This window comes from Streptomyces sp. NPDC015131 (genome assembly GCF_043079975.1).
Taxonomy (GTDB): Bacteria; Actinomycetota; Actinomycetes; order Streptomycetales; family Streptomycetaceae; genus Streptomyces.
The window spans coordinates 936,535-951,232 of record NZ_JBIBVB010000002.1 but is presented as its reverse complement, the minus strand read 5'-3'; the positions used below and the strand labels follow the sequence as shown (position 1 = coordinate 951,232).

11 protein-coding genes are annotated in these 14,698 nt (G+C 73.4%); 2 read left to right on the top strand and 9 right to left on the bottom strand.

The window, feature by feature from the left end; genetic code table 11:
* Window positions 1-32 precede the first annotated feature (32 nt).
* Window positions 33-935: a LysR substrate-binding domain-containing protein gene (locus ACF08D_RS09915; protein ID WP_392222051.1), complete on the top strand. Its 903-nt coding sequence runs from the start codon at window positions 33-35 to the stop codon at window positions 933-935.
* A gap of 12 nt (window positions 936-947) precedes the next feature.
* Here the strand turns inward: ACF08D_RS09915 and ACF08D_RS09910 are convergent, their stop codons facing one another.
* Window positions 948-1,553 (bottom strand): TetR/AcrR family transcriptional regulator, encoded by a 606-nt coding sequence (locus ACF08D_RS09910; protein WP_392222050.1) that lies wholly within the window; start codon window positions 1,551-1,553, stop codon window positions 948-950.
* 99 nt (window positions 1,554-1,652) lie between these two features.
* Between ACF08D_RS09910 and alc the strand changes: the two genes are divergently transcribed.
* Window positions 1,653-2,795, top strand: a complete 1,143-nt coding sequence (gene alc / locus ACF08D_RS09905; protein ID WP_392222049.1) for an allantoicase — start codon at window positions 1,653-1,655, stop codon at window positions 2,793-2,795.
* A gap of 146 nt (window positions 2,796-2,941) precedes the next feature.
* On the opposite strand, the gene ACF08D_RS09900 is transcribed toward alc, so the two are convergent.
* The 8 genes from ACF08D_RS09900 to ACF08D_RS09865 all read right to left on the bottom strand — a co-directional run bounded on the left by ACF08D_RS09900 (window position 2,942) and on the right by ACF08D_RS09865 (window position 14,662).
* A complete protein-coding gene (locus ACF08D_RS09900) occupies window positions 2,942-3,562 on the bottom strand; it encodes an ATP/GTP-binding protein (protein ID WP_392222048.1) in 621 nt (206 codons plus the stop codon).
* Window positions 3,543-3,920: a DUF742 domain-containing protein gene (locus tag ACF08D_RS09895; RefSeq protein ID WP_392222047.1), complete on the bottom strand. Its 378-nt coding sequence runs from the start codon at window positions 3,918-3,920 to the stop codon at window positions 3,543-3,545. Before ACF08D_RS09895 ends, ACF08D_RS09900 begins: the two co-directional genes overlap by 20 nt.
* Window positions 3,917-4,324, bottom strand: coding sequence for a roadblock/LC7 domain-containing protein (locus tag ACF08D_RS09890; RefSeq protein ID WP_392222046.1), 408 nt, complete (start codon window positions 4,322-4,324; stop codon window positions 3,917-3,919). The genes ACF08D_RS09895 and ACF08D_RS09890 overlap by 4 nt, the downstream gene beginning before the upstream one ends.
* Window positions 4,321-5,955, bottom strand: a complete 1,635-nt coding sequence (locus ACF08D_RS09885; protein WP_392222045.1) for a sensor histidine kinase — start codon at window positions 5,953-5,955, stop codon at window positions 4,321-4,323. Before ACF08D_RS09885 ends, ACF08D_RS09890 begins: the two co-directional genes overlap by 4 nt.
* Window positions 5,956-6,215: 260 nt before the next feature.
* Window positions 6,216-8,777, bottom strand: a complete 2,562-nt coding sequence (gene pepN, locus ACF08D_RS09880; RefSeq protein ID WP_392222044.1) for an aminopeptidase N — start codon at window positions 8,775-8,777, stop codon at window positions 6,216-6,218.
* A gap of 108 nt (window positions 8,778-8,885) precedes the next feature.
* Window positions 8,886-9,905: an aspartate-semialdehyde dehydrogenase gene (locus ACF08D_RS09875; RefSeq protein WP_392222043.1), complete on the bottom strand. Its 1,020-nt coding sequence runs from the start codon at window positions 9,903-9,905 to the stop codon at window positions 8,886-8,888.
* Window positions 9,906-10,082: 177 nt separating this feature from the next.
* Entirely contained in the window at window positions 10,083-13,397 is a 3,315-nt protein-coding gene (locus tag ACF08D_RS09870) for a S8 family serine peptidase (protein ID WP_392222042.1), read from the bottom strand.
* 251 nt (window positions 13,398-13,648) lie between these two features.
* Window positions 13,649-14,662, bottom strand: coding sequence for a hypothetical protein (locus ACF08D_RS09865; protein WP_392222041.1), 1,014 nt, complete (start codon window positions 14,660-14,662; stop codon window positions 13,649-13,651).
* Window positions 14,663-14,698 lie beyond the last annotated feature (36 nt).

Below are 14,698 nucleotides of genomic sequence, written 5' to 3'. Positions count from 1 at the left end.
GTGCCCGGGCGACCGCGTATAGGTTGCCGGACATGACCGAGTGGGACATCAAGAAGCTCCAGATCCTCCGCACCCTGCGCGACCGGGAGACCGTGACCGCCACCGCCGAGGCGCTGCTGATGACCCCCTCGGCCGTCTCGCAGCAACTGACCAACCTCTCCAAGCAGCTGGGGGTACGGCTGCTGGAGGCCCATGGGCGCCGGGTGCGGCTCACCGACGCGGCCCACCTGGTGCTGCGCCACGCCGAGGCGGTGTTCGCCCAGCTGGAGCGCGCCGACGCCGAACTGGCCGGCTACCTCCAGGGGGAGGCCGGCGAGGTCCGGGTGGGGGCCTTCTCCACGGCCGTGCCCGCCCTGGTCGTCCCCGCCGTGCTGCGGCTGCGCTCGGCGCACCCGGGCCTGGAGGTGCGGGTGCGGGAGGCCGAGGCCGCCGAGGCGTACGAGCTGCTGTCGGCCGGCCAGGTGGACCTGGCGCTGTCGCTGGCCGCCCACGCGCCGAGCGCCCGGGACCCCAAGTTCAGCCGGGTGCCGCTGCTGGCCGACCCGCTGGACGTGGCCCTGCCGGCCGGGCACGCGCTGGCCGGGGCGCCCGGGCTGCGGCTCGCCGACCTGTCCGGGGAGCGGTGGATCTTCGGGGGCAGCGGCCCCTGGTCGGAGATCACCCGGGCGGCGTGCGAGGCCGCCGGCTTCGTGCCCGAGCAGGCCCACTCGGCCGCCGGGTGGACCGCGATCCTGGCGATGGTGGAGGCCGGCATGGGCATCGCCCTGGTGCCCCGCATGGCGGCGGCCGAGCGCGCCTCGGGCGTGGTGATGCGGGTGCTGGAGGCCGACCAGCCGCGCCGCCACGTGGTGGCCGCGGTGCGCCGGGGCGCCGAGTCCGCCCCGGCGGTGGCCCGGCTGCTGGCGGCGCTGCGGGAGGTCGCCGCCCGGCGCTGACCCCGCGGGCGGTCAGGAGCCGCCCGGTGCGAGGCCCCGCAGCAGCGCGTCGGTGGCCGCCTTGAGGTCGTCCGTGCTCCGGCCGCCCTCCCGCGTCAGATGGTGCACCAGGCTCGGCGTGAACGGCGCGAGCAGCAGATGGGCCAGCAGCGACGCGTCCGCCTCGGGCCGTACGCGGGTCACCAGGACCGTCACATGCGCGTGCAGCGTCGCGTACGCCCCGCTCCGGTAGCGGGCGGCCGGGGCGGCGGCCTCGGCGGCGAGCAGCATGTCGAGCTGGTCCGCCACGCGGTCGGCCAGCGCGTGCAGGAACGCCCGCAGCCGGTCGAGCGGCGGGGCGTCGGGGCCCAGCGGCGGCGGGCCGGTCATGAACGCGTCCTGGAACCGCTTCTCCCGCTCGTCCAGCAGCGCGAACAGCAGCTGGGCCACGTCCCCGAAGCGGCGGTAGACCGTGCCGACCCCGATGCCCGTCTCGTGGGCGACCGCGTTCATCGTCAGCGCCCCCGCGCCCCGGTCGGCGACTATCCGCGCGGCGGCCTCCAGGATCCGGCGCCGGTTGTCCGCGGCGTCGGCCCGTTCCCGGCGCCCGCCCGGGCCGGCGCCCTGCGGCTGGCCCATGCCTCCAGGGTACCGCCGCGAACTGTTCAGCCCTGCTTAACAACCAGTGAAGAAACTTCCGATGGACCTCACCGGTCCCGGGGCGGGACAGTCGGGGGTATGACCTTCGACGCCGGCCACGACGCCCCCGGACAGGACCCCCACGCCAACGACGCCGCGCCCTACGGCGGCGGCGACCCCTACGCCGACTACCGCTCCGGCGACTTCCCCTTCACCGAGCTGGTCGACCTGGCCGACCGCCGCCTCGGCGCCGGAGTCGTGGCGGCCAACGACGAGTTCTTCGCCGAGCGCGAGAACCTCCTGGTCCGCGAGCGGGCCGTGTTCGACCCCGAGCACTTCGGCCACAAGGGCAAGATCATGGACGGCTGGGAGACCCGCCGCCGGCGCGGCGCCGACGCCCGGGACCCCTTCCCGGCGCCCGAGGAGCACGACTGGGCGATCGTCCGCCTCGGCGCGCCCGGCGTCATCCGCGGCATCGTCGTCGACACCGCCCACTTCCGGGGCAACTACCCGCAGCGCGTCTCCGTCCAGGCCGCCGCCGTCCCCGGCTCGCCCAGCCCCGAGGAGCTGCTCGCCGACGACGTGACGTGGGACGAGCTGGTCCCGCCCACCCCCGTGCGCGGCCACGCCGCCAACGGCTTCGAGATCACCGCCGAGCGCCGCTACACCCACCTGCGCCTGTGCCAGCACCCCGACGGCGGCATCGCCCGGCTCCGGGTCCACGGCGAGGTCGTGCCCGACCCCGAGTGGCTGGAGCTGCTCGGCACCGTCGACCTCGTCTCCGTACTCAACGGCGGCTCGTACGAGGACGCGTCGGACAAGTTCTACTCCTCGCCCACGCAGATCATCCTGCCCGGCACCTCGCGCAAGATGGACGACGGCTGGGAGAACCGCCGCCGCCGGGTGCGCGGCACCAACGACTGGGTGCGCTTCCGCCTCGCCGCCCAGGGCGCCGTCCGGGCCGTCGAGATCGACACCGCGTACCTCAAGGGCAACTCCGCCGGCTGGATCGCCCTCCAGGGGCGGGACGGCGAGAGCGGCGAGTGGTTCGAGATCGTGCCCCGCACCCGGCTCCAGCCCGACACCCTGCACCGGTTCGCGCTGCCCGCCCCGGCGGTCGTCACCCATGTCCGGCTGGACGCCTTCCCCGACGGCGGCATCGCCCGGATGCGCCTGCACGGCTCGCTCACCGACCGGGGCACGGCCGCCCTGCGCGCCCGCTGGAGCACGCTCACCGGCTGACCGGCTCCGCCCGGCGGGCGGCCGCGCACCGTCGCCCGCCCGCCGGGCGGTCTTCACCGCACCACCGCACCACCGCACGACCGCACAGGCACAGGGGCGCCCCCCGGGGGAGGGCGCCCCTGTGCCGCATCGTGCTTGATGCCCCGTCAGGAAGCCTCCGGGGTCACGGCGAGGGAGTGCAGGTAGCGCATCAGCGTCATCAGGACGTCGCGGCTGGAGTCGCGGCGGCGGGCGTCGCACAGCACGATCGGCACGGACTCCGGCAGGTCGAGCGCGCCGCGCAGTTCCTCCAGCGGGTGCTCGGGGGCGCCGGGGAAGGTGTTGACGGCGACCACGAAGGGGACGCCGCGCTCCTCCAGGCGGCCGATCACGTCGAAGCTGACCTCCAGCCGGCGGGTGTCGACCAGGACGACCGCGCCCAGCGCGCCCTCGAACAGGCCGCGCCAGAGGAACCAGAAGCGTTCCTGGCCGGGCGTGCCGAAGAGGTACAGCACCAGCTCCTCGTTGATGCTGATCCGGCCGAAGTCCATGGCCACCGTGGTGGAGGTCTTGCGCTCCACGCCCGCCGTGTCGTCGACGCCGACCCCGGCCTGGGTCATCGTCTCCTCGGTGGTCAGCGGCCGGATCTCGCTGACCGCGCCGACCAGGGTCGTCTTGCCCACCCCGAAGCCGCCCACGACCACCACCTTGACCGCGGCGGTGGTCGTGGCCGGCAGGGCGTCCGCGTGCGGCGGCCCGGCGGGCGGCTCAGAGCTTCTGAAGTCCATCGATCACTGCCTCAATCAATGCCGGGTCGGGGAGTTGGGCCCGGGCGACGGGCGCGCGTGCCAGGACGTCGCCGCCGGCGAGCAGGTCGCCCACCAGGACGGTCACCACGCTCACCGGCAGGGAGAGGTACGCGGAGATCTCGGCCACCGACAGCGGGGCCTGGCACATCCCGACGATCGCCGCGTGCTCCGGCTGCATACCGGGCCGGGGGGCCGACCTGGCCACGATCAGCGTGACCAGGTCGAGGGGGGTGGACTCTAAGGACCCGCTGCGGCCACCGGTGATGACGTACAGCCGCTCCGGGCTGCCGCTCTCCCAGTCGTGTCCGTCACCGCGCGGGTGGTCGGGGTCGCTCACGCGAACTGCCCGTCGCGGCGGGGCGGGCTGCTCAGGTGCTCTCCGATCCGTGCCACCAGGTCGCGCATCCGCTGGCCCATCAGCCCGGCGTCGACGCCCTCGTCGGCCAGGACCGCGAGGTACGCCCCCGCGCCGGCCGCCATCAGGTAGAAGAAGCCGCCGTCCATCTCGATGACGACCAGCCGCATCCGCCCCTCGCTGCGCGGGAGTTCGGCGGCGACCGCGCCCGCGAGGCTCTGCAGGCCGGCGCAGGCGGCGGCCAGCCGGTCCGCGGTGTCGGTCTCGGCGCCGTACTGCGCCATGCGCAGGCCGTCGGCGGAGAGCACGATGACATGGCGGGTCTGCGGAACGCTCTCGGCCAGGTCCTTGAGCATCCAGTCCATGTCGGGCCGCTGCTGACTCATGCCTGTTCCCCCTTGCTCGCCGGGGCCGGCGAGGCGTCGCTGTTCTGGTCTTCGCCGGTGTGGCGGTCGCCGGACAGGCCGCTCTGGAAGGCGGCCAGCCACATGCCGGGCTGCACGTGGGGCGTGGCTTCCGGTTCGGTGGCGGGGGTCCGGGCGGTGGTGGTGCTGACGGGGCTCCCGGTGGCGTCGCCGGTCGCGGCGGGCCCGGCCGGGGCCGTCGCCCGCGTCTTGCGGCGCCGCTGCGGCAGCCCGCTGGGCGTCCGCTCCGCCACGGCGGGCGCCTCGGGCGCGGTGGGTCCGGTGGGTCCGGTGGAACCAACGGGGCCGGTGGGACCAGCGGGCCCGGCGGTGTGGGCGGCGGGGCCCGTGGCGGCCGGGGCCGCCGGGGCCTCGGGGCGCGCCTCGGCCGGCGCCTCGGGCGAGGACGCCAGGGCCGCGCCGCGGGGGCCCGAGGAGGTGCCGATGCCGTGGGCCAGGCCGGTGGCCGCCGCGGTGGTGGTGATCAGCTGCTGCGGGACGACGAGCACCGCGCGGACGCCGCCGTACGCCGAGGAGCGCAGCGAGACCTGGAAGTCGTACGCCTGCGAGAGCCGGCCCACCACGGCCAGGCCCAGGCGCGGCGTCTCGCCCAGGTCGTTGAGGTCGAGGCCCTGCTGGGCCTGGCGGAGCATGCGCTCGGCCCGGCTCCGGGCCTCCTCGCTCATGCTGACGCCGCCGTCCTCGATCTCGATGGCGATGCCCGCGTTCACGTCCACCGCCGTCAGGTGGACCTTGGTGCGCGGCGGCGAGTACCGGGTGGCGTTGTCCAGCAGCTCGGCGAGCGCGTGGATCAGGGGCTCGACGGCGGGGCCGACGACGGCCACCTCGGACACCGAGTGCAGCTCCACGCGCTGGTAGTCGATGATGCGGGACATGGCCCCGCGCAGCACGCTGTAGAGCGGGACGGCCTTGTTCCACTGGCGGCCCGGCCGCGCCCCGCCGAGCACCGCGATGGAGTCGGCGAGCCGGCCGATCAGCGCGGTGCCGTGGTCCAGCCGCAGCAGGTCGCCGAAGACGCCGGGGCTGCGGCCGTGCCGGTCCTCCATCTCCCGCAGCTCCTGCGCCTGCTGGTGCACGATGGCCTGGACGCGCCGGGCGATGTTGACGAAGGCGCGCTGCGCCGACTCGCGCAGGTCCTCCTCGGCGACCACGGCGTCCAGCACCGAGCGCAGCACCGCCTGGTGGGCGGCGCGGAACTCGGGCGTCAGCCCCGGCCCGTACGCCCCGTCCGCCTCCAGCGAGGCGAGGACGTCCTCGGGGAACTCGCCCTGGCGCAGCCGCCGCACCACGTCCGGCAGCAGGGTCTCGGCGAGCCGTACCGTCTCCGCCTCCTGGCGTGCCAGCGCGGTGCCCCGCTCGGCGGTCTCGGCCCGCAGCCGGGCCAGCTCCCGGCCGCGCCGGGCCGCCGCGCCGCAGGAGAGCGCGACCGCCACGAAGGCGGCGGCGCCGAGCCAGGCGACCGGGGTGCGCGCCGGTGCGGAGACCAGGGCCACCGCCACGGCGGTACCCGCTGCGACCAGGACGGCGGGCAACGCCCATATGACGGGTGAGGCGGGCCCTGGACTGCCGGGGGCCGATCCCTCTCGAACCATCAGAACCCTTAAACGATCGAAAGCGAAAGATCAAAGGACACAACGGCCCGGAAGCTTATCGCTTCGTGCGTACGGCAGTTGACACTGGGTCAGCATGTGGACGATCGCCTACCGCTTGCCGTCCGCACATGCCCGCACCGCCCCTCCGCACGTGCCCGCACCGCCCCTCCGCACGCTCCGGCACCGCCCCTCCGCGCACGACGACGCCCCGGAGTCCGGCCCTCCGGACTCCGGGGCGTCACCTCGCCCGCGCGGCGGCGTTACGCGTCGGCCGCCTGGGCCCTCAGCGCGCGCTCCACGCCCGACCGCGACTCCGACACCAGCCGCCGCAGCGCCGCGCCGGGCTCCGCGCGCTCCAGCCACGCGTCGGTGGCGTCCAGCGTCTCCCGGGACACCTGGAGCGCCGGGTACAGCCCCACCGCGATCTGCTGCGCCATCTCGTGCGAGCGGGACTCCCACACGTCCTTGACGGCCTCGAAGAACCGCTCGGTGTACGGGGCCAGCAGCTCGCGCTGGTCGGTCTGGACGAAGCCGCCGATCACCGCCTCCTGGACCGCGTTCGGGAGCTTGTCGGACTCCACCACCGACGCCCACGCCTCGGCCTTGGCCTCCTCGGTCGGCCGGGCCGCCCGCGCCGTCGCCGCGTGCCGCTCACCGGCCGCCGTGCGGTCGCGCTCGTACTCCGCGGCGATCTCCGCCTCGTCGTACACGCCCGTCGCCGCCAGCCGCTCCACGAACGCCCAGCGCAGCTCGGTGTCCACGGTCAGGCCCTCGATGGTCTCGGTGCCCTCCAGCAGACCCGTCAGCAGGTCCAGCTGCTGGGGCGTACGGGCCGTGGCGGCGAACGCCCGCGCCCAGGCGAGCTGGTGGTCGCTGCCCGGCTCCGCGGTGCGCAGGTGCGCCAGCGTCGCCTCGGTCCAGCGCGCCAGGGCCGCCTCGCGCCGGGCCGGCGCCGCGTACAGGTCCAGCGCCAGCTTCACCTGGCGGTGCAGCGACTGCACCACACCGATGTCCGACTCCTTGGTGATGCCGGACAGCACCAGCTCCAGGTACGCGTGCGTGGCCAGCTCGCCGTCCCGCGTCATGTCCCAGGCGGACGCCCAGCACAGCGCGCGCGGCAGGGACTCGGTGAAGTCCCCGAGGTGCCGGGTGACGTTCTCCAGCGACACCTCGTCCAGGCGGACCTTGGCGTACGACAGGTCGTCGTCGTTGAGCAGCACCACGGCGGGCCGCCGCAGGCCGGCGAGGCGCGCCACCTCGGTCCGCCCGGTGGCCGTGACGTCCAGCTCCACCCGCTCGGTGCGGACCAGCTTGCCGCCGTCCAGGTCGTACAGGCCGATCGCGATGCGGTGCGGGCGCAGCACCGGCTCGCCCTTGGCGCCGGCGGGGAGCGCGGGGGCCTCCTGGAGCACCGCGAACGAGGTGATCACCCCGTCGGCGTCCACCTCGATCTCCGGGCGGAGGATGTTGATGCCGGCGGTTTCCAGCCAGGCCGTGGACCAGGTCCGCAGGTCGCGCCCGGAGGTCTCCTCCAGCGCGCCCAGCAGGTCCGACAGGCGGGTGTTGCCGAACGCGTGGCGCTTGAAGTACGCCTGTACGCCGCGGAAGAAGGCGTCCTCGCCGACGTACGCCACCAGCTGCTTGAGCACCGAGGCGCCCTTGGCGTAGGTGATGCCGTCGAAGTTGACCAGGACGTCGTCCAGGTCGTTGATCTCGGCCATGATCGGGTGCGTGGACGGCAGCTGGTCCTGCCGGTACGCCCAGGTCTTCATCGAGTTCGCGAACGTCGTCCACGAGTGCGGCCAGCGCGAGCCGGGGGCCGCCGCCTGGCAGGCGATGGAGGTGTAGGTGGCGAACGACTCGTTCAGCCACAGGTCGTTCCACCACTCCATGGTGACCAGGTCGCCGAACCACATGTGGGCCAGCTCGTGCAGGATGGTCTCCGCCCGCACCTCGTACGCCGCGTCCGTCACCTTGGACCGGAAGACGTACTGGTCGCGGATGGTCACCGCGCCCGCGTTCTCCATCGCGCCCGCGTTGAACTCCGGCACGAAGAGCTGGTCGTACTTGGCGAAGGGGTACGCGTAGTCGAACTTCTCCTGGAACCAGTCGAAGCCCTGCCGGGTCACCTCGAAGATCGCGTCCGCGTCCAGGTACTCGGCCAGCGAGGGACGGCAGTAGATGCCCAGCGGCACCGTCTGCCCGTCCTTCTCGTACGTGCTGTGCACCGCGTGGTACGGGCCGACGATCAGGGCGGTGATGTAGGTGGAGATCCGCGGGGTCGGCTCGAAGACCCAGACGTCGTCCGTGGGCTCCGGCGTCGGGCTGTTCGAGATGACGGTCCAGCCCGCCGGTGCCTTCACGGTGAACTGGAACGTGGCCTTCAGGTCGGGCTGCTCGAAGCTGGCGAACACCCGCCGGGCGTCCGGCACCTCGAACTGGGTGTAGAGGTACGCCTGGTCGTCGACCGGGTCGACGAACTTGTGCAGGCCCTCACCGGTGTTGGTGTACGCGCAGTCCGCCACGACCGTCAGCTCGTTGCGGCCCTGCTTCAGGTGCTTCAGCTTGATCCGCGAGTCCCGGAAGACGGCGGCGACGTCCAGCGCGTGCCCGTTCAGGGTCACCTTGTGCACGGCCGGGGCCACCAGGTCGATGAAGGTCTCCGCCCCGTCCTCGGCGGAGTCGAAGCGCACGGTGGTCACCGACCGGTAGGTCGCCTCCTCCTGCGCGCCACGGAGATCGAGGTCGATCTCGTAGGAGTCCACGGTCAGCAGCTCGGCCCGCCGCCGGGCCTCCTCACGGGTCAGGTTCGTGCCAGGCACCCGGTCATCTCCTCGTTGTGCGACGTTTCCGGTCATCCTTCCACGGACGCACGGAGGCCGCCCCACCGATCACGGCGGGGCGGCCTCTTCGTGCGTCGGGGTGCCCGGTCAGGCGCCCTTGAGCTCCTCGGCGACCAGCTCCGCGATCTGCACCGCGTTCAGCGCCGCGCCCTTGCGGAGGTTGTCGTTGGACAGGAACAGCGCCAGGCCGTTCTCGACGGTCTCGTCCACCCGGATGCGGCCCACGTACGAGGCGTCCTTGCCGGCCGCCTGGAGCGGGGTGGGGATCTCCGACAGCTCCACGCCCTCGGCGTCCTTCAGCAGCTCGTAGGCGCGCTCCACGCCGATCGGGCGCTCGAAGCGGGCGTTGACCTGGAGGGAGTGGCCGGAGAAGACCGGGACGCGCACACAGGTGCCGGAGACCTTCAGCCCCGGGATCTCCAGGATCTTGCGGGACTCGTGGCGGAGCTTCTGCTCCTCGTCCGTCTCGAAGGAGCCGTCGTCGACGATCGCGCCGGCCAGCGGCAGCACGTTGAAGGCGATGGGGCGCTTGTAGACGCCCGGCTCCGGGTACGCCACGGCCTCGCCGTCGTGGGTCAGCCCGGCCGCCCGGTCGGCGACGGCCTTGACCTGGCCGTCCAGCTCGGCGACGCCGGCCAGGCCCGAGCCGGAGACGGCCTGGTAGGTGGTGGCGACCAGGGCGGTGAGACCCGCCTCCTGGTGCAGCGGCTTCAGCACCGGCATGGCGGCCATGGTGGTGCAGTTCGGGTTGGCGATGATCCCCTTGGGGCGGTCCTTGATCGCGTGCGGGTTGACCTCGGAGACCACCAGCGGCACCTCGGGGTCCCGGCGCCAGGCGGAGGAGTTGTCGATCACCACGGCACCCTGCGAGGCGACCTTCTCGGCCAGCGCCCGGGAGGTGGCGCCACCGGCGGAGAAGAGCACGATGTCCAGGCCGGTGTAGTCGGCGGTGGAGGCGTCCTCGACCGTCACCCCGTCCAGCTCGGTGCCCGCCGAACGCGCGGAGGCGAAGAGTCGCAGCTCGGTGACCGGGAAGTTCCGCTCGGCAAGGATCTTGCGCATGACCGTGCCGACCTGACCGGTGGCTCCGACGATTCCGACCTTCACAGGGGTTCCTCCGTACGTGCTTGCGGGCCTGGCGGCCTGGCTGCCGCCCCCATGATGCGTATCACCAGGTCCGGCTTGTCCAATTCATTGTCCGCGACGTGAGAAGCAGCACGCGAGCCGACGCGAAGGGCGGGCGCCCGGTCCGGACGCCCGCCCTCACTCACTGTGCGTACGGCGTTACGGAGTGACCTTCTCGATCACCACGCTGCCCGAGCCCGCGGCCGTGCCGCGCGCCGTCAGCAGCGACACCTCGCCGAAGAACCGCCGGCCCTCCGGGGCGGCGCCGTTGACCAGCACCTCCGCCGTGACCTGCGCGGACGCGCCGCGCGCCAGCTTCACCGGCTTCGACTCGTCGACCTTGATCGTGCCGAGCGAGGACGAGAAGTACACGTCCTTGTAGTCGAACGTGGTCGACCCGGACGGCACCGCGTACCCGTCGACGACGATCGTGTACGTACCGGCGGCCGGCTTGACCAGGGAGACCGACTCCTCCGAGTCGCCGTCCGCCGACTGGCCCACGACCTTGCCGTCCTTCAGGACGGAGAGGTCGAGGTCGGCGCCCTTGTCGGAGGTGTTGCCGATCGCCACGTCCAGCCGCTCGACGCCCTCGCCGACCGTCACCGTACCGGTCTGCTGCTCATGGTTCTTGATCGTCGGCGTGGCGACCTTCGCCGAACCGAGCGAGCCGCCCTTCAGCCGCCCGTCGATCGCCGCGAAGCCGTTGGTGACCTTCCAGTCGACCGCGGCCGGGGTGCCGGCCTTCGCCTCCGGGAGGGCCCGTACGGCCGGGTCGAAGGACGCGCCCAGCAGCGCCACGTCCAGGGTGTACGGGTTGTTCAGGTCCGGCGACGTGCGCCGGGCCTCGACCTCGATCTCCCAGACGCCCGGCGCCGGGTCGGCATACGAGCGCGCGTCCGGGCGGCAGGTGTTGGCCGGGTTGTAGTGCGGGTAGCACAGGTTGGACGCGGTGTCCTCGACGGCCAGGCCGTACGGGTGGATGGAGATGAACCGGGTCTGGCTCTTCTCCTTCAGCCCGCCGATCGCCACCTCCAGCGCCTTGGCGCCCTGCGGCACGGTCACGAAGTACGACACATGGCTGTTGCGCTGCACGCTGCCCCGTGCCGAGAAGGTGTGCGGAGCCTTGGCCAGCTCGTGGGAGACGACCACGGTGGCCATGATCTGCTTGTCGACGCCCTCGGTGTCCTCGTCGTCCGCCTCCAGGATGGCGCTGTGCACGCCCGCGGAACCGGCCTTCGCCTGCACCTTGACGGTGACCGGCTTGTTCAGCGGCAGGTCCACCTCGTCGTCGCCGAGGATGCGGAAGGTGCCGTCGTTGTACTTGAGGTCCAGCTCGTGCTCGACCGGCCGGTCCGGGCCCGTCGTGCGCGTGATGGTGACGTCGTACACCTTCTTCTGGTGCGCCTTCAGCCCGCCCTCACGGTCGTAGATACCGGTGCCGGGCTTGGTCAGGTGCTGCTCCAGCGCGGTGTCGACGGGCGCGGCGACCGTGTACTGGTGGGCGGTCGCGCCGTCCTTGACGGCCTCCCAGGCGTCCACGACGTCGATCAGGCCCGCGCCCTGCTCGTGCGCGGCGACCCCGTGGATGCGGTGGGCGGTGCTGGTCAGCGCGGTGCGCAGGCCCAGCGGGGACAGCTCGATGCGCTTCTGCTTCGCGGCGGAGATCAGCAGCGCGCTCGCGCCCGCCGCCTGCGGCGAGGACATCGAGGTGCCGTTGAGCATTCCGTACCCGGCGGGCAGCTGGTAGTCGGTCTCCGGGACGCCGGCGCCGGCCATCCACAGCGGGATGGTGTTGACCGCCGAGCCGGGCGCGGAGATCGACGGGGTGAAGCCGCCGTCCTCGCGCGGGCCGCGCGAGGAGAAGGGGAACATCGCGTACTTCTTGGCGACGACCGAGTTGTAGTTGGCCTTCCAGGTGTCCCGGGAGATGGCCGCGCCGACCGACAGGACCTTGTCGGCCAGGCCGGGGTCGCCGATGGTGTTGACGCCCGGGCCCTCGTTGCCGGCCGAGATGACCAGCTGCACCCCGTAGGTGTCGATCAGCCGTCCGTACAGCTCCGCACGGGCGTTGTCACCGGAGTTGAGCGCCGGCAGACCGCCGATGGACATGTTGACGATGTCCACGCCGCGGTTGATGACGAGGTCGGCCATGCCCTCGGTCAGGGCGGTGTTGGTGCAGCCGCCGGACCAGGTGCACGCGCGCGAGGAGACGAGCTTCGCGCCGGGGGCGGCACCGTCCATCTTCCCGCCGAACAGCCCGTGGGCGGCGGTGATGCCGGCGACGTGCGAGCCGTGGTCGGAGTTGACGACGCCGATGTTGACGTAGTCCGCCTTGTCGCCGTTCGCGTTGAACACCACGTCCTTGCGGATCTCCACGACGAACGGGATGCGCTCGGCCACCGGGGTGGCCGGGTCGTCCGTACCGAAGTGGCCGACCTGGAAGCCGTCCTTGTACGGCTTCATCGCGGCGTCGTCGGTGAAGTCGGCGTTGTCGTTCAGGTCGACCCGGACGGTCCCGGCGGCGGCGTCGTAGAGCACGCCCCAGACGTCGGTGGTGTCGCCGTCCCGGTTGAGGTCGCCCGCCATGTCGCCGCCCTTGGTGACGGCCTCGGCGAACTGGCTGAAGGCGTGCTTCCCGGCCGGCGCCCGGTAGGTGCGGCCGTCCGCGGTGAACGTCGGCCCCTCCACGGCGACGTTCATCCTGCGCCACGTGCCGTCCCCGTCGGCGACCGGGTCGGTGGCGGTCACCCAGTCGGTGATCTTCCGCTCGCCGGTGGTGGTCGTCCGCAGCGCCGGGTGGTCCAGGTCGACACCCGAGTCCAGGATGCCGATGGTCACGCCCCGGCCGTCGGCCTTGGGGTACTTCTTCACGAAGTCGACCGCGCCCGTCTCGTGGGACGGGTTGTACGGATTCTTCGCCGGGGTCCCGGCCCCCGGGCCCCGGTCGGCGCCCTTGCCGCCGGTGCGGGCGCCCCGCGCGGCGGACTGGCCCGCGTCGGGCGACGGGTCGTCCAGCTCGATCTCGTACTGGAGGTCGATGCCCTTGACGGAAGGCAGCTTCGCGGCCGCCGTCAGCGCCGACTCGGCCTGCGCGGTCGGGAGCGTGGCGCGGACGTAACCGAGCTGGTCGTACGTCGTGCCGACCGTGGCGCCGGTGACGCCGTCGAGCTGGGCGGCGACCTGCTCGGTCTGCCCCGGCGCGGTGGCCACCATGACGGTGACGGTCTTCCGGCCGGTGGCCTCCGCCTCGGCCAGCCGCTCGGTGTCGGCCGCGCCCAGCTTCTCGGCGGTGGCGGAGGCGGGCGCGGGCTTGGGCGGGGCGGGGTCCGCCGGGCCGTCGGCGGCGAGGGCGGGGGCGGTGCCGGCCGCCACGAGGGCGGCCACCAGGCCGGCGGCGGCGACGACGCGCGCCGTCCGTCTGTGCCCGGGGGTGGAGCTCCCCGATATGGAGCCCCGGGATTCGAGGGTGGTCATCAGCATCCCTGTTGGTGAAAGAGAGAGTCCGGAATTCGGATCCGGATGACCGCTCACCCTTTCGCAAGTGACAGGGTTTTGTGGAGGGTTGCTGAAGGCCGGATGTCGGTGGTGGCGTAAACCCGCCACCACCGGGCCGGCGCCGGGGGGACGAACCCGGCGCAAAACCCCCGGGATGGTTGAGAGTTGCACCGCTGCGGAGCGTGGTGCCGGTGCCGGCTCTGGTTCCGTACGCCGTCGCGCGCACGCCCCTACCTCGGCAGGACCACCACATAGGCGGCCGGCTCCCGGTCCCCGGCCGCCATCAGCGCCGTACGCACCACGATCGCCTGCTGCTCCAGACCGTCCCGCAGCTTGCGCGGCGTGAGGTGGACGACGGTGATGCCCAGCCGCTCCAGGTGCTCGCGCTTGCGCGTGTACTCCGTCCACGACGTGCCGTCGTCGTGGCGCGGCGAGCGGGTGTCCAGCTCCACCGCCACCGCGTGGTCCGGCCAGTAGGCGTCCACGCCGCCGAGGTGCGGGCCGCCCGGCAACCGGAGGTCCACGTTCCACAGCGGCTCGGGCAGCGCGTGCGCCCGCACCATCTCGTACAGCCGGTCCTCGGCCAGCGCCCGCCCCTCGGCGAGCAGCGAGTCCACCGCGTCCACCACGTGCGGCCGGACCAGCAGCCGCGCCCGGTTCAGCTCCCGCACCACGGCCCCCGGTTCGCAGTGGCCGCCGCGCACCGCCTCGGTCAGCAGCCCCCGCACGGTCGCCGCGTCCGCGATCCGCGCCACCGCGTCCGCCAGCGCCCGCGCCACCGGGGCGACCGGCACCCCGGTGACCTCCAGCGGCCGGGGCATCTCCTGCGCCCGCACGATCCGGACGCACCCGGCCGACCGCAGCCGCCGGGTGCGCGGGACCAGCACGTCGACCCGGTCCAGCGACAGCAGCGGCGGGGTCGAGGTGAAGCCGTGCAGCGTGAGCGCGGCCGCCCCGGTGACCATTGCCTCGGACGGCTGCGGGTGCCGGTCCGTGTAGAGCAGCGCGGCGTGCAGCCGCTCCTCGCCGGTCGGCGGGCCGGGGTGCAGCAGGTACACCCCCGGCAGGTACTGCTGCCAGGGCCCGCCGGCCCGGCACTGTGCGGCGGCCGCGGCGGCGGACACACCGTGCGCGCGCAACTGCGCGGCGGACAGCACCCGTCGGCGCTCACCGGCCGGGCCGGAGAGGCGGGTCAGGTCGGACAGGTCGGACAGGGGGCGGGGGGAGAGCGGGGTGTTCGTCATGCCCGGGGGTTTCCCGCCGGTGACCGGGCCGCTAAC

Bases quoted from the DNA above. Each gene is read 5' to 3' on its own strand.
- ACF08D_RS09890 (WP_392222046.1), bottom strand. From the start codon at position 4,324: ATGAGTCAGCAGCGGCCCGACATGGACTGGATGCTCAAGGACCTGGCC.
- alc (WP_392222049.1), top strand. From the start codon at position 1,653: ATGACCTTCGACGCCGGCCACGACGCCCCCGGACAGGACCCCCACGCC.
- ACF08D_RS09915 (WP_392222051.1), top strand. From the start codon at position 33: ATGACCGAGTGGGACATCAAGAAGCTCCAGATCCTCCGCACCCTGCGC.
- ACF08D_RS09910 (WP_392222050.1), bottom strand. From the start codon at position 1,553: ATGGGCCAGCCGCAGGGCGCCGGCCCGGGCGGGCGCCGGGAACGGGCC.
- ACF08D_RS09870 (WP_392222042.1), bottom strand. From the start codon at position 13,397: ATGACCACCCTCGAATCCCGGGGCTCCATATCGGGGAGCTCCACCCCC.
- ACF08D_RS09865 (WP_392222041.1), bottom strand. From the start codon at position 14,662: ATGACGAACACCCCGCTCTCCCCCCGCCCCCTGTCCGACCTGTCCGAC.
- ACF08D_RS09900 (WP_392222048.1), bottom strand. From the start codon at position 3,562: ATGGACTTCAGAAGCTCTGAGCCGCCCGCCGGGCCGCCGCACGCGGAC.
- ACF08D_RS09885 (WP_392222045.1), bottom strand. From the start codon at position 5,955: ATGGTTCGAGAGGGATCGGCCCCCGGCAGTCCAGGGCCCGCCTCACCC.